Origin of the sequence: Roseateles sp. L2-2, assembly GCF_050613215.1 — a bacterium.
Classification (GTDB): domain Bacteria; phylum Pseudomonadota; class Gammaproteobacteria; order Burkholderiales; family Burkholderiaceae_C; genus Roseateles; species Roseateles noduli.
This window is the reverse complement of the sequence record NZ_CP192509.1, coordinates 6,429,304-6,449,175: the sequence shown is the minus strand read 5'-3', so window position 1 is coordinate 6,449,175 and position 19,872 is coordinate 6,429,304. Positions and strand designations below refer to the sequence as shown.

13 protein-coding genes are annotated in these 19,872 nt (G+C 64.8%); 5 read left to right on the top strand and 8 right to left on the bottom strand.

Annotation, left to right across the window (positions count from 1 at the left end; translation table 11 throughout):
• Positions 1-28 precede the first annotated feature (28 nt).
• The 5 genes from ACQZ13_RS28660 (at position 29) to ACQZ13_RS28640 (ending at position 10,547) form a co-directional block, all read left to right on the top strand.
• The gene (locus ACQZ13_RS28660; RefSeq protein WP_431049206.1) at positions 29-2,446 is read left to right on the top strand and encodes a heavy metal translocating P-type ATPase; all 2,418 of its coding nucleotides are present in this window, start codon (positions 29-31) and stop codon (positions 2,444-2,446) included.
• 227 nt (positions 2,447-2,673) lie between these two features.
• A complete protein-coding gene (locus tag ACQZ13_RS28655) occupies positions 2,674-4,215 on the top strand; it encodes a peptide MFS transporter (protein ID WP_431049205.1) in 1,542 nt (513 codons plus the stop codon).
• 381 nt (positions 4,216-4,596) lie between these two features.
• Entirely contained in the window at positions 4,597-5,790 is a 1,194-nt protein-coding gene (locus tag ACQZ13_RS28650) for an efflux RND transporter periplasmic adaptor subunit (protein ID WP_088409059.1), read from the top strand.
• Positions 5,791-5,808: 18 nt separating this feature from the next.
• Positions 5,809-9,111: an efflux RND transporter permease subunit gene (locus ACQZ13_RS28645; protein ID WP_088409060.1), complete on the top strand. Its 3,303-nt coding sequence runs from the start codon at positions 5,809-5,811 to the stop codon at positions 9,109-9,111.
• Positions 9,108-10,547, top strand: coding sequence for an efflux transporter outer membrane subunit (locus ACQZ13_RS28640; RefSeq protein ID WP_431049204.1), 1,440 nt, complete (start codon positions 9,108-9,110; stop codon positions 10,545-10,547). The genes ACQZ13_RS28645 and ACQZ13_RS28640 overlap by 4 nt, the downstream gene beginning before the upstream one ends.
• Before the next feature lie 56 nt (positions 10,548-10,603).
• Here the strand turns inward: ACQZ13_RS28640 and ACQZ13_RS28635 are convergent, their stop codons facing one another.
• From ACQZ13_RS28635 to ACQZ13_RS28600, 8 genes are all read right to left on the bottom strand, one after another.
• The gene (locus ACQZ13_RS28635) at positions 10,604-11,362 is read right to left on the bottom strand and encodes a Fic family protein (RefSeq protein ID WP_431049203.1); all 759 of its coding nucleotides are present in this window, start codon (positions 11,360-11,362) and stop codon (positions 10,604-10,606) included.
• Positions 11,363-11,580: 218 nt separating this feature from the next.
• Entirely contained in the window at positions 11,581-12,648 is a 1,068-nt protein-coding gene (locus ACQZ13_RS28630; RefSeq protein WP_431049202.1) for a hypothetical protein, read from the bottom strand.
• Entirely contained in the window at positions 12,649-13,083 is a 435-nt protein-coding gene (locus ACQZ13_RS28625) for a hypothetical protein (RefSeq protein WP_431049201.1), read from the bottom strand.
• A gap of 19 nt (positions 13,084-13,102) precedes the next feature.
• On the bottom strand, positions 13,103-13,936 hold the full coding sequence (locus tag ACQZ13_RS28620; protein WP_431049200.1) for a hypothetical protein: 834 nt from the start codon (positions 13,934-13,936) through the stop codon (positions 13,103-13,105).
• Positions 13,937-14,012: 76 nt separating this feature from the next.
• On the bottom strand, positions 14,013-15,368 hold the full coding sequence (locus ACQZ13_RS28615) for an HlyD family type I secretion periplasmic adaptor subunit (protein ID WP_431049199.1): 1,356 nt from the start codon (positions 15,366-15,368) through the stop codon (positions 14,013-14,015).
• Positions 15,369-15,393: 25 nt separating this feature from the next.
• A complete protein-coding gene (locus ACQZ13_RS28610) occupies positions 15,394-16,254 on the bottom strand; it encodes an ABC transporter ATP-binding protein (protein ID WP_431049198.1) in 861 nt (286 codons plus the stop codon).
• Complete coding sequence (locus ACQZ13_RS28605; protein WP_431049197.1) at positions 16,169-17,290, bottom strand: ABC transporter transmembrane domain-containing protein; 1,122 nt, start codon at positions 17,288-17,290, stop codon at positions 16,169-16,171. Before ACQZ13_RS28605 ends, ACQZ13_RS28610 begins: the two co-directional genes overlap by 86 nt.
• Positions 17,291-17,752: 462 nt before the next feature.
• On the bottom strand, positions 17,753-19,819 hold the full coding sequence (locus ACQZ13_RS28600; protein WP_431049196.1) for an alpha/beta hydrolase domain-containing protein: 2,067 nt from the start codon (positions 19,817-19,819) through the stop codon (positions 17,753-17,755).
• Positions 19,820-19,872: the final 53 nt, after the last annotated feature.

Below are 19,872 nucleotides of genomic sequence, written 5' to 3'. Positions count from 1 at the left end.
AGCGGCTACAGACTATCCAATCGACCCCATGGCACATCAGGAACACGATCACCGCCCCGCCGCGCCCGAGTCCACCGCTTCGTCCTGCGGCGGGTGCTGCGGTCACACGGCCGTCGTGCCAGCGCCTGCGCCTGCGCGGGCAGCGGCCGCGCCAGTCCATCGTCACGATGCCGAGCATGTTCATGACGAGGGACATGGTCACGACCACGACCACGACCACGACCACGACCACGACCACGACCACGACCACGCGCATGGCGCGTCGTGCGCCGCGCCGGCACCGAAGTCGCCGGCTCCGACCGCCGAGGAACTCGCCGGCACGACGCGCCAGCGCTACTTCATCGCCGGCATGGATTGCCCGACCGAGGAAGGCCTGCTGCGCAAGCAGTTGCAAGGCAAGAACGGCGTGGTCGCGCTGGAGTTCGACCTCATCAACCGTCTACTCGACGTCCACCACCGCCTGCCGGACGACGCACCGCTGCGCGCGGCGATCAACGCGGCCGGCATGAGCGCCGAGCCCATCGAGGCCGAGGCTCCGCCGCCAGCACCGCCGCCGGCGATCTCGGCCGGCCTGAAGTGGCGCATGGCGATCGCCGGTGTCGCCGCGATCGCGGCGGAGACGCTGGCGTTCTCCGGCTTCGACGAATCCGGCCCGGTGGTGATCGCGCTGTCGGTCGCGACGATGCTGCTCGGCGGCCTGCCGACGCTGCGCAAGGGCTGGATCGCGCTGAAGAGCGTGACGCTGAACATCCACCTGCTGATGAGCCTGGCGGTGATCGGCGCGATCGTGCTCGGCCAGTGGCCGGAGGCGGCGATGGTGGTGTGGCTGTTCGGCCTGTCCGAGATGATGGAGAGCCTGAGCCTGGCGCGCGCCCGCGACGCGATCCGCGCGCTGACGCAGCTGGCGCCGGAGACGGCGCAGGTGCAGGGCGCGGACGGTCGCTGGACCTCGGTGCCCGCGGCGGACGTGGCGATCGGCGCGCGGGTTCGCGTCCCTCCGGGCGAGCGCGTGCCGCTCGATGGCCGCCTGCTCACCGGACGTTCCAGCCTGAACGAGGCCGCGCTGACCGGCGAGGCGATGCCAGTGGACAAGGCGCCCGGCGACGGGCTGCTGGCCGGCAGCATCAACGGCGACGGCCTGTTGGAGATGGAGATCACCGCCGCCAAGGGTCACACGCTGCTCGACCGCATGGCCGCCGCCGTGCAGCAGGCGCAGTCGCAGCGTGCCCCGACGCAGGCCTTCATCGACCGCTTCGCACGCGTGTACACGCCGGCGGTGGTGCTCGTGGCCGTCGCGCTGGCGGTGCTGCCGCCGCTGCTGGGCCTCGGGACCTGGAGCGACTGGATCTACAAGGGTCTGGTCCTGCTGGTGATCGCGTGTCCGTGCGCGCTGGTGATCTCGACGCCGGTGACCGTCGTGAGCGGTCTGGCCTCGGCGGCGCGCCGCGGCATCCTCATCAAGGGCGGTCTCTACCTGGAGCGCGCCCGGCAGCTGAAGACGCTGGCCTTCGACAAGACCGGCACGCTGACCGAAGGCAAGCCGCAACTGGCGGCCGTGCAGCCGCTGTTCCCCTCGGTGAATGTCGACCAGGCGCTGCACCTGGCCGCACGGCTCGATGCCGGCAGCATGCATCCGCTGGCGCAGGCGATCGTCGCGGCGCACGCGCAGCGCATCGGCTCCGTGCTGGAGCCCGTCGATCATCTGCAGAACCTGCCGGGCCTGGGTCTGACGGCGCAGCTGGACGGTGCCGACTTCGCGCTTGGCAATGAGCGCCTGGCCGAGCAGCGCGGCGCCGTCGACGACGCGGCCCGCAACGCCGCCCGCGCGCTGCAGGCGCAGGGCCACACGCTGGTCTGGCTGATGCGCGGCGCGCAGACGCTGGCGCTGCTGGCGCTCTCGGACACGCCGAGACCGGAAGCCGCCGAAGTCCTGAAGACGCTGCGCGCGCGCGGCCTGACCTTGACGATGCTCAGCGGCGACCAGCGCGCGAGCGCCGTCGCGATGGCGGGCCGGCTCGGCATGCCCGAGGACGCGGTGCGCGCGCCGCTGCTGCCGCAGGACAAGCTCGACGCGATCGCGAAGCTCGCCGACGAACAGGGACCGGTCGCGATGATCGGCGACGGCGTCAACGACGCGCCGGCACTGGCCCGAGCGGACATCGCGATCGCGATGGGCGCGGCCGGCAGCGCCACCGCGCTGGAGACCGCCGACATCGCGCTGATGCAGGACGACCTGCGCAAGCTGCCGGAGCTGATCGACCTGTCGGAGCGCGTGGCGATGGTCCTGAAGCAGAACATCGTCGTGGCGCTGGGCCTGAAGGCGATCGTGGCGGCGCTGACGCTGGCGGGCATCGGCTCGCTGTGGCTGGCGGTGCTGGCCGACGCGGGCGCGAGCCTGCTGGTGGTGCTCAACGGCCTGCGGCTGCTGCGCGAGGAGCGCCCATGACGGCCGTCCGGACCTAGGGAGAGCCCTAGTGCCGAGGGGCGGGTTCACGCTGACCTTTCGCTGACAATGGCGCCGCCTGCCGCTGGCGGGCCCTGAAGGATCGGATCGATCCGGGGCCTGGACCAGCGGCAAACGCGTTCTGATCCCAGGAACGCGGTTTCCCGTGACCCGGACGCCGGGTCATTGATTCCCCAGCGATCCTTCAGCGATCGATCACGGAGCGTCGTTTGAACACAATTCAAACTCCCGGAGCGCGGCAGACCATCCTCGGCCAGCCCAACAGCCTGTTCGTCCTGTTCTTCACCGAGATGTGGGAACGGTTCTCCTACTACGGCATGCGGGCGCTGCTCGTGCTGTACCTCATCTCCGAGGCCGCCAAGGGCGGCTGGGGCTGGACGCGCGAAGAGGCGACCAGCCTCTACGGCACCTACACGATGCTGGTGTACCTGACGCCGATCATCGGCGGCTACATCGCGGACCGGTTCCTGGGCACGCGGCGCTCGGTGGTGCTGGGCGGCTTCATCATCGCGGCGGGTCACATCGCGCTGTTCTTCGACACCAAGGCGACCTTCTACGTCGGCCTGGGTCTGGTGATCCTGGGCACGGGCCTGTTCAAGCCGAACATCTCGGCGATCGTGGGCCAGCTCTACAACAAGGACAACGAAGGCCAGCGGGACGGCGGCTACACGCTGTTCTACATGGGCGTGAACGCGGGCGCCTTCTTCGGCATCTCGCTGTGCGGCTACATCGGCGAGAAGATCGGCTGGCACTACGGCTTCGGCCTGGCGGCGGTCTTCATGATCCTGGGTGCGCTGCAGTTCTGGCTGGCGCAGGGCATCTTCGGCGACATCGGCGGCAAGCCGAGCAAGGATGCGCCCATGGTCGATCCGAGCGAGAAGCTGGACGACACGCCGGGGCACATCGTGCGCGACCGGCTGATCGCGATCGTGGTGTTCTCCTTCTTCACGATCTTCTTCTGGTTCGCCTTCGAGCAGGCCGGCGGATCGATGACCATCTTCGCGGCGGACTACACCGACCGCGCCCTGGTGGGCACGAGCGGGCTGATCTTCAAGATCGTCAACTCGCTGATGACGCTGATCCCGGTGGCGATCCTGAGCTGGCTGCTGATCAAGCTGGGCCGCAGCACCGAAGGTCTGTACAAGCTGTCCAACCTGCTGCTGGCGCTGGCGCTGGCGGTGATCTGGGGCCTGTCGCTGTGGATGCTGGTGCGTGAGTTCCAGATGGAGCAATCCGAGATTCCGGCCACCTGGTTCGGCGTGCTGAATTCGTTCTTCCTGGTGATCCTGGCGCCGATGTTCAGCAAGATGTGGGAGCGTCGCTGGAACCCGAGCGGTCCGGTGAAGTTCGGCGTCGGCCTGGTGCTGCTGGGTCTGGGCTTCGCGGCGCTGTCGTACGGTGCGTCGGGCATCCCGGCGGGCGCGAAGACGGCGCAGGTCAGCATGATCTTCCTGACGCTGGCCTACCTGCTGCACACGATGGGCGAGCTGTGCCTGTCGCCGGTCGGCCTGTCCTACATCTCCAAGCTGGCGCCGGCGCGCCTGCTGGGCCTGATGTTCGGCGTCTGGTTCGTCAACGCGGCGATCGCCAACAAGATCGCCGGCGCCACGGGCTCGTACATCGATGCGATCTCGTCGACCTACTCGATGTCCACCTTCTTCCTGATCTTCACGATCATCCCGGCCGGCGCCGGCGTGCTGCTGATGCTGCTCAGCCCGTGGATGAAGAAGCTGATGCACGGCGTGCATTGAGCGCCGCGAAGGGTCCTCCGGGATCCTTCATGACGACCCTCGACGAAGAACCCGGGCTTGCCCGGGTTTTTTGTTGCCTGCGTCGCGGCCGACGAGTCAGGCCAGGTGGCGGGCAAAGCCTGGCCTGTGCCGCGAAGCACCAATCTGGGTCACTCCGCCCTCCTTGCCCAATCCTCCGAACCCCCATCCTCCTGACGTTTTCCGGCAGTGTCTCCGACGAGACTTGCTCACAACCTTGCCCAGGCAGTCAATCGTTTCCAGGAAGCCCTCCGGCAAAGGGACAGGTATTGCCTGGGGCACTGGAAGCGTTTTCATGTACCGCGTACATTCCGCCGCACGCTGCGGTGCAACAGATGCCGTGGGCGTTTTCGGGAGTGATGCATGGCTGGACCTTCTTTCAATCGCAACGCCGTCGCCGGCGCCCTGGTGGCGCTGCTGCTGACCGCCTGTGGACAACAGGATCAACAACAACAGCATGGCGGCCCTCCGCCCGTGACGGTCGCCCCGGCGATCTCGCGCGAAGTCCAGGACTTCGATGAATTCACCGGCCGCCTGGAAGCGCCCGACACCGTCGAGATCCGCGCCCGTGTCGCCGGAACGCTCGACAAGGTCCACTTCCGCGAAGGCCAGGTGGTCAAGAAGGGCGACCCGCTCTTCACCATCGACCCGCGTCCCTTCCAGGCCGAGGTCGCCCGCGCCGAAGCGCAGGCCGCCGCCGCCCGTACCGCCGGCGAACTGAGCAAGTCCGACCTGGGCCGCGCCGAGAAGCTCGTCGCCATCCAGGGCGTCAGCCAGCAGGAGATCGACCAGCTCAAGGCCGCCGTCCGCAACAACGAGGCCAACATCCGCGCCGCCGAAGCCGCCGTGACGCAGGCCAAGCTGAATGTGGAGTTCACCCAGGTCCGCGCCCCGGTCTCCGGCCGCAGCTCCCGCGCCAACGTGACGCCGGGCAACCTGGTCAACATCGGCGAGCCGGTGCTGACCACCGTCGTCTCCAGCGACAAGGTCTACGCCTACTTCGACGCCAGCGAGGCGACCTTCCTGAAGTACGCCGCCGCCGCCCGCGCCGGCGGCGCCAAGCGCGAGCAGGCCACCAAGGTCACCCTCGGCCTGGCCAACGAGCAGGGCTACCCGCATGAAGGCCGCATGGACTTCGTCGACAACCGCCTGAACCCGGCCACCGCCACCATCCGCGGCCGCGCCGTCTTCGACAACAAGGACGGGCTGTTCGTCCCCGGCCTGTTCGCTCGCGTCAGGCTGGAAGGCACCGGCTCCTACACCGCCACGCTGATCCCGGACCGCGCCATCGGCACGGACCAGGCCAACAAGGTCGTGATGGTCGTCGGCGCCAACAACATCGTGGCGCCGCGTCCGGTCCAGGCCGGCGCGCTGTTCGACGGCTACCGCGTGGTCCAGGGCGTCAAGCCCGGCGAGCTCGTGATCATCGACGGCCTCCAGCATGCGATGCCCGGCGCGCCGGTCACGCCGCAGCAGGCCAAGCTCGACGACAAGGGACGCCCCGTCGCCGCGCCGCAGGGCGCCGCCCCCGCCGCTCCCGCCGCGTCGTCGAAGTAACCCGACGCGAGGCCGTCCATGGATATCTCACGCTTCTTCATCGAGCGGCCGCGCTTTGCGTCGGTCCTCTCGATCTTCATCTTCCTGGTGGGCCTGCTGGCGATCTTCCGGCTGCCCATCTCCGAGTACCCCGAGGTCGCGCCGCCGCAGGTCGTCGTGCGCGCCCAGTTCCCCGGCGCCAACCCGCGCGTGATCTCCGAGACGGTGGCGACACCGCTCGAGGAACAGATCAACGGCCTGGAAAACGTCCTGTACTTCGACAGCCAGGCCACCGCCGACGGCGGCATGACCCTGACGGTCACCTTCAAGATCGGCACCAACCCGGAAGCCGCGGAAACGGCGGTCCAGAACCGCATCAACCGCGCGCTGCCGCGCCTGCCCGACATCGTCCGGCAGATCGGCGTGACGACCGAGAAGTCCAGTCCCAACCTGACCATGGTCGTCCACATGGTCAGCCCGGACAACAGCCGCGACGCGCTGTACCTGCGCAACTACGCGCAGCTGCAGGTCCGCGACGAGCTGCTGCGCGTGCAGGGCATGGGCTCGGTGCAGGTCTTCGGCTCCGGCGACTATGCGATGCGCATCTGGCTGGACCCGGCCAAGCTGGCCGGTCGCGGCCTGACCGCCTCCGACGTCACCAACGCCATCCGTGAGCAGAACACGCAGGTCGCGGCCGGCGTCGTCGGCGCGCCGCCGGCGCCCAAGGGCACCGACTTCCAGCTGCAGATCAACACGCAGGGCCGCCTCGTCACCGAGGAAGAGTTCGCCGACGTCATCATCCGCACCGACACCGCCACCGGCGGCCTGGTGCGCGTGCGCGACGTGGGCCGCGTCGAGATGGGCCCCGGCACCTACGCGCTGCGCAGCCTGCTGAACAACAAGGAAGCGGTCGGTATCGGCATCTTCCAGGCGCCGCAGTCCAACGCGCTCAACATCTCCAAGGATGTGCGCGCGACGATGGAGCGCCTGAAGGCGACCTTCCCCGCCGGCGTCAGCTACGACATCGTCTACGACCCGACGCGCTTCGTCGCCACGTCCATCGAGAAGGTGATCCACACCCTGATCGAGGCCGTGCTGCTGGTCGTGCTGGTGGTGATCATCTTCCTGCAGACCTGGCGCGCGTCCATCATCCCGCTGCTGGCGGTGCCGGTGTCCATCGTGGGTACCTTCGCGGTGCTGCTGCTGCTGGGCTACTCGATCAACACGCTGACCCTGTTCGGGCTGGTGCTCGCGATCGGTATCGTGGTCGACGATGCGATCGTGGTGGTCGAGAACGTCGAGCGCAACCTCGAGGACGGGCTCACGCCGCACGCCGCGACGATCAAGGCGATGCAGGAGGTCTCCGGGCCCATCATCGCGATCGCGCTGGTGCTGTGCGCGGTGTTCATCCCGCTGACCTTCGTCCCGGGTCTGTCGGGCCAGTTCTATCGCCAGTTCGCGGTCACGATCGCGATCTCGACGGTGATCTCGGCGTTCAACTCGCTGACCCTGTCGCCCGCCATGGCGGCCTTGCTGCTGCGTCCGCACGACGCGCCCAAGGACCCGATCATGAAGGTGATGGACAAGCTGTTCGGCCGGTTCTTCCACTGGTTCAACTGCTTCTTCCAGCGTCGCAGCGAAGGCTACAGCCGCGGCGTCACCGGCATCCTGAAGCGCAAGGGCGGCGCGCTGGTCGTCTACGCGATCCTGCTGGGCCTGACCGCCCTGCTGTTCACGCGCATCCCGTCGGGCTTCGTGCCGGCGCCGGACAAGCAGTACCTGATCGGCATCGCGCAGCTGCCGGCCGGCGCCACGCTGGACCGCACCGAGGAAGTGATCCGGCGCATGAGCGACATCGCGCTGAAGGTGCCCGGCATCCGCGACTCGATCGCCTTCCCCGGTCTGTCGATCGCCGGCTTCTCGGCCGCGCCCAACGAAGGCATCGTGTTCTTCGGCCTGGACGAATTCGAGAACCGGACCTCCGCCGACAAGTCCAAGGACGCGATCCTGGGCAAGGTCAACGGCGCGATCCAGCAGATCCAGGGCGCGCGCATGTTCGTCGTGCCGCCGCCGGCGGTGGACGGCCTGGGCAACGCGGGCGGCTTCAAGGTGCAGGTGCAGGACCGCGCCGGCCTCGGCGAGCAGGCGCTGTTCGGCTCCGTCTGGGGCACGCTGGGTCCGATCTACGGCGACCCGAAGAGCGGCATCGGCACGCCGTACTCGACCTACGACATCAACGTCCCGCAGCTCTTCGCCCACGTCGACCGGGTGAAGGCCAAGCAGATGGGCGTGAAGCTGCAGGACATCTACGACACGCTGCAGATCAACCTCGGCTCGCTCTACGTCAACGACTTCAGCCGCTTCGGCAAGACGTACCAGGTCATCGTGCAGGCGGACGCGCCCTATCGCGCCAACGCCGGCAGCATCACCGACCTGAAGACGCGCAACGAGCGCAACGAGATGGTGCCGCTGGGCGCGCTGATGAACGTCGATCCGACCTTCGGACCGACGCGCGTGACGCGCTACAACGGCTTCCCGAGCGCGGACATCAACGGGGCGGCCAAGCCCGGTTTCTCCAGCGGCCAGGCGGAGGCGGAGATCGAGCAGCGCCTGAAGAACCTGCCGCGCGGCATGACCTACGAGTGGACGGAGCTGACCTACCAGGACCGGCTGACCCGCGACATCAAGGTCGGCGGTTTCGCGATCCCGACGCTGGGCGCGGTGCTGGCGATCTCGGTGCTGCTGGTGGTGCTGGTCCTCGCGGCCCAGTATGAAAGCTGGTCGCTGCCGCTGGCCATCATCCTGATCGTGCCGATGTGCATCCTGTCCGCGCTCTTCGGCGTGTGGCTGTCGCACTTCCCGCCGTTCGCGCAGGCCGGGGACCTCAACATCTTCTCGCAGGTGGCGCTGGTGGTGCTGGTCGGGCTGGCGTGCAAGAACGCGATCCTGATCGTCGAGTTCGCCAAGGAACTCGAGGAGCGCGGCGAAGCGCTGCATGACGCGATCATCCACGCCTGCCGCATGCGGCTGCGTCCGATCCTGATGACCTCGATCGCGTTCTGCGCGGGCGTCATCCCGCTGATCCTGGGCTCCGGCGCCGGCAGCGAGATGCGTCGCGCGATGGGCATCGCGGTGTTCTCGGGCATGGTCGGGGTGACGCTGTTCGGCATCTTCCTGACGCCGGTGTTCTACGCGCTGCTGCGCAAGAGCACGGAGAAGAAGCGGGCTCACGCGGTCGAGCTGCGTCATCAGATCGATGCCGCCGCCCATCCGTTCCATCCGGGCGTCGACGACGCCGACCCGCCCAAGGGCGGCACGCCTTCGCCGAAGGGGGGCGCATGATGTTCTTCCGAGTCTCTCTGATGGCCGCCGCGGCGGCCGCCACGGTGGCGCTCACGGGCTGCTCGACAGCCCCGGCGCCGAAGAAGTCCGAAGTGCCCCTGGCGAATGGCTTCGCCAACGCGCCGCAGGGCGACAGCGCCACGCTGGCGCAGGCGCCGGTGGGTCGCTTCTGGCAGGGCTTCAACGACAGCGGGCTGGACTCGCTGGTGAGCCGCGCGCTGCAGGCCAACACGGACCTGCGCATCGCGTCGGCCAACCTGCGTGAAGCGCGCGCGCTGTCGCGCTTCGCGGATGCGCAGCTGTTCCCGACCGTCGATCTGACGGCGGGCGCCGGCCGCGCCCGCGGGCCTGATTACCAGGGCAATCCGCAGAGCAGCAACGCGTTCTCGGTCGGCTTCGACGTGCGGTGGGAGGCCGACCTGTTCGGTCGCCTGTCCGACGAGCGCCGCGCCACCGCGGCCGAGCTGCTGGCCGGCGAGGCGGGGCTGCGTTCGGCGCAGGTCAGCGTCGCGGCGGAAGTGGCGCGCAACTACTTCGAGCTGCGTGGTCTGCAGGAGCAACTGCGCGTCGCCCAGCAATCGGTGGAGACGCAGCAGGGCGCGCTGAAGCTGGTGGCCGGTCGCCAGGAAGCGGGTCGCGGCAACGGCTTCGACACCGAGCGCGCCCGCGCGCTGGTGCAGAGCACGGCGGCCACGATTCCCGCGCTGGAGATGGCGCTGGCACGCACGCGTTATCGCCTGGCCGTGCTGACGGGCCAGCCGCCGACGGCGCTCGACGTGGAGCTGTCCGACGTCAAGCCGCTGCCGGGTCTGAAGACGATCGCGCTGGACCGCATCGGCACGCCCGAGGATCTGCTGCGTCGTCGTCCGGACGTCCGCGCGGCGGAAGCGCAGGCGGCCGCGGCCGCGGCGCGCGTCGGCGTGGCGCGTTCGGCGATGTTCCCGCGCATCACGCTGGGCGGCACGATCGGCCAGAACGCCTCGCGCATCGGCGACCTGGGCGACGGTCCGGCGTATGCCTACAACCTCGGCGCGCAGCTGGTGTGGAACCTGATCGACTTCGGTCGCATCCGCGCCCAGATCGCGGCGGCGGACGCGCGCAACGAGGCGGCCTTCATCAGCTATGAGCGCACCGTGCTGGCCGCACTGGAGGAAACCGAAGGCGCGCTGGTGACCTACAACCGCAGCCAGCAGCAGGCGCAGGCGCTGTTCGACGCGGCGGTCTCGGCGGAACGCGCGGCCAACATCGCGCGCGAGCGCTTCAAGGTCGGCATCAGCGACTTCCTCGCCGTCCTGGACGCCGAGCGTGAACTGCTGACCGCGCGCAACCAGCTGGCGCAATCGCAGACGGCGGCGGCGACCTCGCTGGTCGGCGTCTACAAGGCGCTGGCGGGTGGCATTGATGCCGAGGCGCCCGCGCCGACAGCCATGCGCTGAGTCGGACTCGCTTGTGTAGGACGGGGGCCTCTTCAGTGAAGGGGCCCCCGCTCGTTTCATGAGGGTGCAGACGCGTGTTCGATAACGCGTGCAAGGTGGAGCGAGTGTCCTCGCGAAGCCAGTCGCACGCCGAAGTAAAAATGTGCGAGCGGACAGCGTGAGGGATCAAAGACCCGACCCCAGAATCGCACGACCGACGAGATCAATAGATAGGAAACCCGCCGATTGCCATCCAAGAACGGGTGCACGAGCAGGAAATCGGCCACTAGTCGAGCAAGTTGAACGAAGTCAGGCGCTTCGGTTGCTAGTGAGCTTGCGCGACTCATCAAGTGTTGGCAATGTCGCCGGATGTCTTCGTGCTTGGCGTACGGCTGGAACCCCATCATGTCGACGTCCCGGAATGTGGCGTCCCTCTCCACGTTGAGCCAGCGATGCGCCTCGAGCAGGCCGTCAATGCTGAAGGTGCTGAGACTGGCAGGAACGCGACGCGAAGGCGTTTGCAGCAAGCGGGCGCTCAGCGCTTCCATCCGGACGGGTGTCGCCTCCGAAGCAGGCCGGAAGTCCTGAAGCCCCCAGACCACATACCTGGACCGGTGACGCCAGCGCTGCTTGGAGAGTGGCTGGGACCGCAGATGCATGAAGTAGCGCGGTTGAAAGGCGAGGAGTTCTTCCCTGTCCCATCGATGATGCGGCCGTTCTGCCGAAGGCATAAAGACATCGAATCGGCGCTCATGAAGGCCGAGGATCAGTCCCGGCTCTGCACGGTCCGTGACGAAGAGCAGAGGCCCCTTTTGCCAGATCGGTGCGGCATCCATCGTCGGCGCCTCGGCTATCGGGTGGGCTGCCATTCCAACCCAGGATGCGAGGCGTTGAACATCTCGACGCGACAAGGATGACGCCGACGGTGGGCGCGCACTCAGGCAGTGGCGAAGTTCGGTCGTCGCGCCGAATAGGCGGCAAGCCGTGGCGATGCACGCATGCAATTCTGTTCCTGGAGCACGAGGCAAGACCCAGGGGGACCGCGCTCGATCTGTCATGCGTTCGCCGGCATGGCCGCTCGCGAACGGAACCAATGCATCCATCGCGCCTCTAGCGACGCCTGCTGGCTCGTCGTCAGCAAACCTGGCAGGACGGCGGCCGCCAACGTGCGGCAAGTCCTTTCCGCATCATTGGCGGACTGGTCACGCGCCCATGTTGAAACTGCGGTGGGTAGAAGCAGGACGGCCAGGGCAGCCTCCAGATTCCTGATCTTCCCGCTGACCGGGTTTAGCATCTCCGTTCCAAGGTACAGCGCATGTTTAGCCCTGGCAGGATCGATCTGCGAAGGAATGAGGAAGCCGGACAGTCGATCGATCGCCTCGAGCAACCCAAGAAACACTGCGACGGATGGATCGATCAATGCTCGGTAGAGTTCGTAATGGGCTCTCGGATCTGGACCCGTCACGTCCAGCGCGTTTTGCAACGGCGCGATCAACTCGGCTTCAATGCTCAACCGATGACGAGCCGCAATGCGCAAGGCCCTTAGCGCTCGAATCGGATCGTGTGTGAGTGACGCTTCTGGTGTCCCGACAAATTTGATCCGATGCGCGGAGAGATCGCGCAAGCCATGGCACGGATCGTGGATCTGACCGGAGAACAGGTCCATGTAGATCGAGTGGATAGTCAGGTCGCGGAGCAGTGCGTCCGCATGAACGGAACGCCCGGCATATTCGACCCCACCACCGAGGTAAGCGAACGGTCCCGCCGCGGAACAACCGCTTTGTCGGAGCGAGCTCAGTTCGAAAAACTGCCCTTGGAGCTCGATGCGGAGCGAATCGAACCTTCGACCCCATCGAGTGTGCTGGGGAAAGATGCGCGCGAGTTTCTCCAAGGGGAGATCCGCCACCAGGTCGATGTCCGACGGCTGGCGGCCGAAGAATGCGTCTCGGATGGCGCCACCGGTCAGGAACAGGCGCCCGCCTGCGCGATGCAGACGGGCGGCTGCCTCCTGGAGGTGATGGAGATGATCACTGCATTGAGCACGTACGGCGCGATGCAGATCCTCCAGAAGTTCCTGCTCCTCCAGAAGTTCCTGCTGCCGATCGATGGCGCCGGCGCCCATTCAGTTCTGCTTCCGATCGATCTTGATCGTCATCGCCTGCGTTCTACCTGCCTCGGTGTTGCCGTTGGCAAGGGTCAGCGTGCCGGCCAGAGTTCGGTCGGTCATCGCTCCCTTGAACGTGCCGGTAGACAGGACGGGCGACTCCGAGACGGGGACTTCAAACGTCAGCTCGCCAGTTTTGCGGTTTAGCCGTCCGTTGAAGATCGGGCGAGGGGCCTTGTCGCAGTCGCCGTCGACGAGCCGGAAGAGCCCGGCGACATTGGATCCTGCGGCGTGGTCCCTGACCGCCCAGAGCTCGATGTCGTAACCCCCGCAATCCTGGGACTGAGAGGAGCGACTGACGTCGGAGTAAAGACCCAGATACTCGAACTCCGCCGCATGAACGACGGGGGCGAGGGTAGCGAGTGCTAGCAACGCGGCTGCTTTCGTCAGCATGGCAATGCCCTTCTTTTGCTCAATGACCGGGGGTCGGCGGGAAGACGTCAAAATGGACGTGGCTGTTCATGGTGCTGAGATCCGCAGATTTCTGCCATTGCCCTCCGGGCGTCGAACGCGCGAAGTTGCCTCCGGGCCCTTCGACGTATCGGACGTTGGGATCATTCATCGCCGCGAGTTTGATGTTCTGGGCGAGCAGGAAGCCTTCGCCCGCAGTGTCGACATGTATGCCGTTGATAAAGTTGATATCAACGGCGTCCCCGACCTGATGATTGGTCCCGACGCTGTGCGATGGCGTGATCTCCGAAAGCGAAGAAATGTTCACTGAGTAGATGCCGTCGGCTGTACTCATGACCTCATTGAAGGCGGCTTCCATGGTGGGGGTTACGTTGTTCTCAACGGTCCGCGTGAAACTCAGTTGCACTGCCCATGTATAGTCGCCTCCGGGCCCGAAAAAGACGTCCGAGAGATGTTGTGACTTCGCCTCGGTGGTGGTCAGCTTTACTGCGCCTCCGATATCTGGCGACTCGGAGGGATCCCACGGGACGACCTCAAGATTGCTTTGGGCATAGCTCTGGCTGATCTGATCCGGAAAGCTCGCAGCCTCCCAACCCTGGGAGACGGCATAGTTGAGACTGGCATACCAGTCCTGCTCCACGCCGGCCCAATGGGCCTCGCGCGATTGAATCCACTCATAGTCCCCAAGACGATTTCCGGCATCGGCATCGCCCGCCGACGGCTGCGGTTGGTTGTTGTCCTCTGGGAAGTAGACATACATGGCTTCGCCGGCAAGCAGGGACCGCTGCTCCGCATTGAGGTCCTGCCCGTTCATGAGATCGATGTAAGACAGCATGATTTGATCTTTATCCTTCCTTTTGCTGGAAACGGCCAGCCGCCGTGATCGGGATTACCCCGAGATCTTCTATTTTTCATTTCTCCTTGAACGTGCCCGCTGTGGCAGCTCTAAGCGGCGACCAGAAGTATTCAAAGAGACGCCGCCGGCCCGTCTTTATTTCTGCTGTGAGAGAAAGCCCAGGCACGATATTGATGCCTGCCGCTGCAAGTTCGTCCCTTGAGGGCAGCAGCTTCACCTTGGCTGGATAGAACAACCCCTTTGACTCCAACGCGATCGCGTCGGAAGTCAGTTCTTGGACGCGGCCCCGGATGACGCCGTGTCTGGAGAACGGGTAGGCATCGAGCTTGACCTCTGCTTCACTGCCAATCTGAAGATTCGCGCGGTCCTTGCTTTCAATAAGGACATCAGCAAGCATTTCGTCGTTGAGCGGGACGATCTGCGCAATCGTTGCATTGGCCTGGACGTTCTCTCCGACTCCATGGACAGTTAACTGCTGGACGGTGCCTGCTATCGGAGATCGGACGAGTGAATGTCCCAAGGCAAGTTCGCTTCGAATCTTCCCCGCAGTTGCCGCAACGAGCTTCTCCTGGTTGTCATCTATTCGTCTTCGCAGGGCATTCAAGGTGTCAGCAAGGAACGATCGGGACTTTGCCTCCGTTTCCTCGGCGGCAACTGCCGCTTCGCGACGCGAAGCCTCGGCGACGACCAATTGAGCGCGCGTGTCGACCAAAAGACGCGACTGGTCAAGATCGGAATGTCGGGAAAGGAACCCTTCCTTGACTAGCTCCGCATAGTCTGCGCTCTTCTTTTCCACAACGGGTAAAGCGGCAAGCACTCTCGCCACGGCAGCGTCAGCGGATTTGATCTCCGCGACGCTTTTCTCGCGCTGAATCTGGAGCAGCCGGAGTTGAAGAGATTCAGCCGCGTACTCGGACTGAGCGCTCGTGCTCAACGCAGTCAACAATCTTTCTGACATTTGGCAGCTGCCATTTAGACAACTAGTCAGTTCGACCAATCCATTCAGATCACGCTGCACATCTTCGAGATGAGCAATCTCCTTGTCCTGTCGGGCGATGTCAGCGCGCACCTCTGCAGCATCAATCTCAAGCAGTACGTCCCCCTCGCGAAGGATCCCCCCGTCTCGTGCCCGCAATGTCGTGACAAGACCGTTCGACTGCGCCTGGACCTGCTTGGTGTGCTGGCCCGGAATAATCTTGCCCTGCGATACAACGACGATGTCCAACTCGACGAACGCCAACAATAAGGTTGCAATCGCCACCAACGCTGAAACGACTGCGGCCGCAGCGCTTGGCAGCGGATGAGGCGGCGACTCCTGAATGGCAAGTACATGGGGCAGGAATGCCGCGTCAGCGCGACTGAGCTGACGAGTTTCCAGGGTCCGCCGCGCGGCCCAGGCGCCGCGGATCATCGCCCTGTACCGAGTAAGGATTGATCTAGGCAACATGCATGGCCTCAGGCCCGCGCACCACGGAATCGTCTTGATGCTTAGGGGATGACGGCCGAACACCCGCCTGGATCGCCCAGAGTCGTGCATATAAACCGTTTCGGCGGAGGAGGTCCTCGTGATTACCAAACTCCGTGACCTCACCTCGCTCGATGGCCAATATGCGTTGGCAGTGCCGGACTGCTGATAGTCGATGGGCAATAATGATGGTTGTCCGGCCCTGGGTTATACGAGCCATGTTGGCCTGAATTAGAGATTCGCTCTCATAGTCCAGAGCGCTCGTCGCCTCGTCAAAGATGAGAATGGGAGGATTCCGGAACAATGCGCGCGCAATTGCAATGCGTTGCCTCTGACCGCCGGAAAGGGATGCACCACGTTCGCCGACGACGGTTTCATAGCCGTCTACAAGTTCCATAATGAAATCGTGGGCCCCAGCCAGGCTGGCTACTTCGACGATCCGAGCCATCTCCGCGTCGGACGCTCCCGGGGCAATGTTTTCCCTCACCGACCTATTGAACAGGACGTTGTCCTGCATGACGACGCCGATCTGCGGCCGTAAACTGCTTTTCTGAAGGTTTTTCACGTCCATGCCATCGATCTGGACGCTTCCCTTCCCCGGTGTTTGAAGGCCCTGAATCAGCCGCGCCAATGTGCTTTTACCTGAGCCGCTCTGGCCAATCACCCCCAATGTGCCGCCAGGAGGGATCGTTATGGATATGTTTCTTAGCGAGGGTTTGCCTGCGCCAGGATAAGTGAATTCGAGGTCACGTAACTGAATCCCCCCCCCGTAATCTAGGCGTAGGTCGAGCGCTCTCTGCAGAATCTGGCGGCTCGCTGAGAATGTCCGCAAGCTTCGCCATTGAGATGCCGGCCTCCTGAAGCTGCAGCCAAATATGGGATATCCTCATGATGGGTTGAGAAACTCGACCCGCTAGCATGTTGAATGCGATATACATGCCGAGTGTCAGTTCTCCGGCTAAAACTTCACCCACGCCGAATAACAGAATAGTGGCGGTCGATAATTTTGATACCGTTGCAATTAATTCGTTTCCAATATTGGCGACCTGCGACGCCGAAAAGTTTGCCCGAGTTTGAGCTGCAAGTTGTCGATCCCATAGTCGCTCCGTGTAACTCTCGATGCCGGACGCCTTGATGGTCTGGATTGCAGCCACCGTTTCGACCAACGTGCTCGTCGCTTCGGAGCTTCGCTTTTGGCGCGTTTCCAAGCGTTGCTTGAGAACCGGGCTGACAAGGAATGTGATGAGAAAATAGCAGGGCAACGTTGCCGCGACAATGAGCGTCAGCTTTGAACTGTAGAAAAGCAAAATTGCGACGTAGCAGATCGAAAATGCGACGTCGATCAGGAGGGTCAGAGCTGTCCCTGTCAACAGTTGCCGGAGACTGTCGAGTTCTTTGACCTTGGACGTTATATCCCCGACGCTTCGACGTTCGAAGAATGAAACTGGTAGTCGCAGCAGGTGGCGAAACAGGGCGCTACCTAGTTCAACGTCAATCCGATTCGTCGTGTGAGTCAGCACATAGCTCCTCACGAGACTGAGTAAACATTCGCCGAGAGTTACAACTACTATGCAGGCGAATATCACATGCAGGGTATCAACTGCATGATGGGAGATCACCTTGTCCATCACGGCTTGGGACATCAAAGGCGTTGCCAACGCGAGAATCTGCAACAGGACCGATATCCCTAAAACTTCGAACAGTAATCTTCGATGTTTGATCAGTGAGGGAATGAACCAGCTGAAGTCAAAACTATTGGCACGCATATTCTCCGAATATGCGCTTTTGAAAAGAAAGCCGGTGTCACCAAGATCGTCGAAGAGTTCTTTGGTTACCAGGATTCTCGGCACTACCGCGTTCGCGTTCATCGCCGCAATGCGCGTTTTACTCTCATCCACATCAAGAATTACGACGAACCCCCCAGATTTCAGTGGGGCAAGAAGGGGTTTTGGAAGCCCCACCAAGCGTGAAGGCGTTAAATAGACGGGCCTCGACGAGAGGCCGGCCAGTTGTGCGCGTACGAGTATTTCCTGCTCGTCTTGACTTTAGGAGTCGGCTGACGACGAGATTTCGGCTGAGCCGTCAAGGGCTTGGTTTGGCGGGAGGCGATGGAACTGCGCAATGATTGCGAGTGCATTCGAAAGTGAAAGCGCGGATGCCAAGCCCATGTCGCGAGACGGTTATGAAAGCGGAGGCGAGTGTGTTTGCGGCGCGGCAACTAGTGAACCCCTCTAAAGAGGGGGAAAGAGAAGAGGTCATAAATATCACGTTAAGCTTTTGAGAAGCTATCGTGATAATGATCTGCAAGCCGCCCAAAGATGCCAGCACGGTCAGTGGAATATCTCGCTTTTGTCCGCTTCGTCGATGAGCCGATCGCGATCGGCGGACAGGAGAAATCCTTCCGCCAATGCTTTTTCCGCCGCTGCCTTCACGGCGGCGACGTAGCCCGCGTGATCCCGATACCGCTCTTCGAGTGAGAGCCGCGGATCTCCGCTGGCCTCGCGCTCCGCGAGCGTCCGCGCGAACGGCACATAGCCGCCGGCGTAGTTGCAGACCTGCCCGGCGTGGATGCCGTCGGCGGTGATGTTCCAGCCGAGGTAGGTGCCCAGCGGCGCCATCGACAACACGGTCGGCACGCCGCCGATCTCGTTGCCGTCGCTGTCCACGCGTGGGACCTTTGTCGGCAACACGCGCTTGATCCTCGGCGGCATCTGGTCCGGCACGCCCGAGGCTTCGACGCGGTCAAAACCTGGCCCCCAGTCGTAATCGAACACCGGGAAGACGAAGTTCTCAGGGAGGAACACGCGCTCCGGAACGCCCGGCACGCCCCGTGGGAAGCCCATCGCCTCACGCGTCGGATCGACGAGCTCGCGACGTGCCAGCGTCGGATAGCGACTCGGCGGCGGGGACGTGCCCTTCAACACCCAATCGCGCATCGCCGCGCTGAGCACGTTGCGCAGCTCGCGGTGCGGCAGTGGATTCGGCGCGAGACCGGCCTGCCCGAAGTTGTTGCCAGGGCAACTGAACGACGAGCTCTCCGCCGCATGGCGGAACCCGCCCGCGCCGCCGCCGTGCGGGCTGCTGGCGACGTAGTAGCGACGCACGTTCGGCGCGAGCGGGATGTCGACGTCCGCCGACGACCCCACCCACGCCAGCGAAAGCTTCAACGCGTAGACCTCGGCGGCGCCGAAGTGCTCGAACACCTTGGGGCAGGTCTTGCTCTCGGTGCATCGGGTCAGCAATCCCTTCGCGGGCAGGCCCCGGGCCTTGTCGGCCCAGTCGACCCACCACTGCGGGCCTTCGCTGCCCATCTGGAAGAGCTCCAGCACCCCGTCCGGTTGCGCCCAGCGCGCGTTCGCCGCGACGCGGCGGCCCGCGATGATGGCCCAGGCGCCGTCGTGGACCTGGCGGCCGGCCTCGTCCTGGTTCAGACCCATGAACAGGAACTGCCGGACCATGTTCCCCGATTGCGAGACGCCCCGGATCGCGCTGCCGCGCACCTGGCCGGCGATCGGATTCGGCGTGCCGGTGTCATCCGCTTTCGCGTACCGGAAGAACGCGCCGACGTCGCGGAATGCGGCCATGCCGACCCCGAGCACATAGGCGTTGCCGGCCGTGTAGACGAGCTGGTAGACCTTGTCTGCCTCGAAGCCGCCGCGCAGGCAAACGTGGATCGGCAGGTTGGACGGCGCGTGCGACGGATCGATGTCGATGGGCGTGCCGGGGAACGGCTGTCCGCGATCGCAGCGGGCGAAGGCCCAGTCCTTCGGATCGACGGTGCCGGCCGTCGTGATGCGTCCGTCGACGGCTTCCTTCGTGTGGATCGTCAAGGTCGCGCGGCTCGTGTCCAACGAGACCGGCAGGTAGGGCATCGGATTGCCCTGCACCATCAGCGGCTGCGAGTCGGGGCCGCTGCGATTGACGACGCGAGCCATCACCGCGCCGGTCACCGGCTTGCCGTCGACGCGCGCGATGGGCACGCGAACGTAGTGGTTGAGCGCCGCCTCGGGCCGCGTGCGCGGCACGCCGGTGTTGCCCGCGTTGTCGGCCTGCCAGCCGCTGCGCAAGCCGATGTCGCCCGCCGCGAACTCGCCGGATTGCAGGCGCACCTCGCCGCCGCGGTTGGGCACGTCGTGCCACAGGAAGCCGCTGGCGCGCTCGCGGTCGACGGGCCGGGTGATCACCCAGTTCGTCTCGTAGCGGACGAGGCCGTCGGCCTCGGCGCCGAGCTTCAGATCGGTGATCACCGCGTTGTGGCTGTCCTTCGGATCGAGCTCGCCGAACGCGCGGCCGCGGAGCTGCTCGTAGCCGCGCTGTTCGCCTGTCAGCGGCGTGACCTCGTCGACGACGATCCGCGTCACGCGCGCCTGCGCAGCGCCGACGGTGAGCGACGACACCGCAGCGGCAGCCGCAGCCAGCGTCGCTGCCTGAAGGCGTCTTCGCAGGCAGC

Excerpts from the sequence above, each read along its gene's own strand:
- ACQZ13_RS28660 (WP_431049206.1), top strand. The coding sequence starts at position 29 with ATGGCACATCAGGAACACGATCACCGCCCCGCCGCGCCCGAGTCCACC.
- ACQZ13_RS28650 (WP_088409059.1), top strand. The coding sequence starts at position 4,597 with ATGGCTGGACCTTCTTTCAATCGCAACGCCGTCGCCGGCGCCCTGGTG.
- ACQZ13_RS28645 (WP_088409060.1), top strand. The coding sequence starts at position 5,809 with ATGGATATCTCACGCTTCTTCATCGAGCGGCCGCGCTTTGCGTCGGTC.
- ACQZ13_RS28640 (WP_431049204.1), top strand. The coding sequence starts at position 9,108 with ATGATGTTCTTCCGAGTCTCTCTGATGGCCGCCGCGGCGGCCGCCACG.
- ACQZ13_RS28635 (WP_431049203.1), bottom strand. The coding sequence starts at position 11,362 with ATGGATGCCGCACCGATCTGGCAAAAGGGGCCTCTGCTCTTCGTCACG.
- ACQZ13_RS28630 (WP_431049202.1), bottom strand. The coding sequence starts at position 12,648 with ATGGGCGCCGGCGCCATCGATCGGCAGCAGGAACTTCTGGAGGAGCAG.
- ACQZ13_RS28625 (WP_431049201.1), bottom strand. The coding sequence starts at position 13,083 with ATGCTGACGAAAGCAGCCGCGTTGCTAGCACTCGCTACCCTCGCCCCC.
- ACQZ13_RS28620 (WP_431049200.1), bottom strand. The coding sequence starts at position 13,936 with ATGCTGTCTTACATCGATCTCATGAACGGGCAGGACCTCAATGCGGAG.
- ACQZ13_RS28615 (WP_431049199.1), bottom strand. The coding sequence starts at position 15,368 with ATGATCCGCGGCGCCTGGGCCGCGCGGCGGACCCTGGAAACTCGTCAG.
- ACQZ13_RS28605 (WP_431049197.1), bottom strand. The coding sequence starts at position 17,290 with ATGAACGCGAACGCGGTAGTGCCGAGAATCCTGGTAACCAAAGAACTC.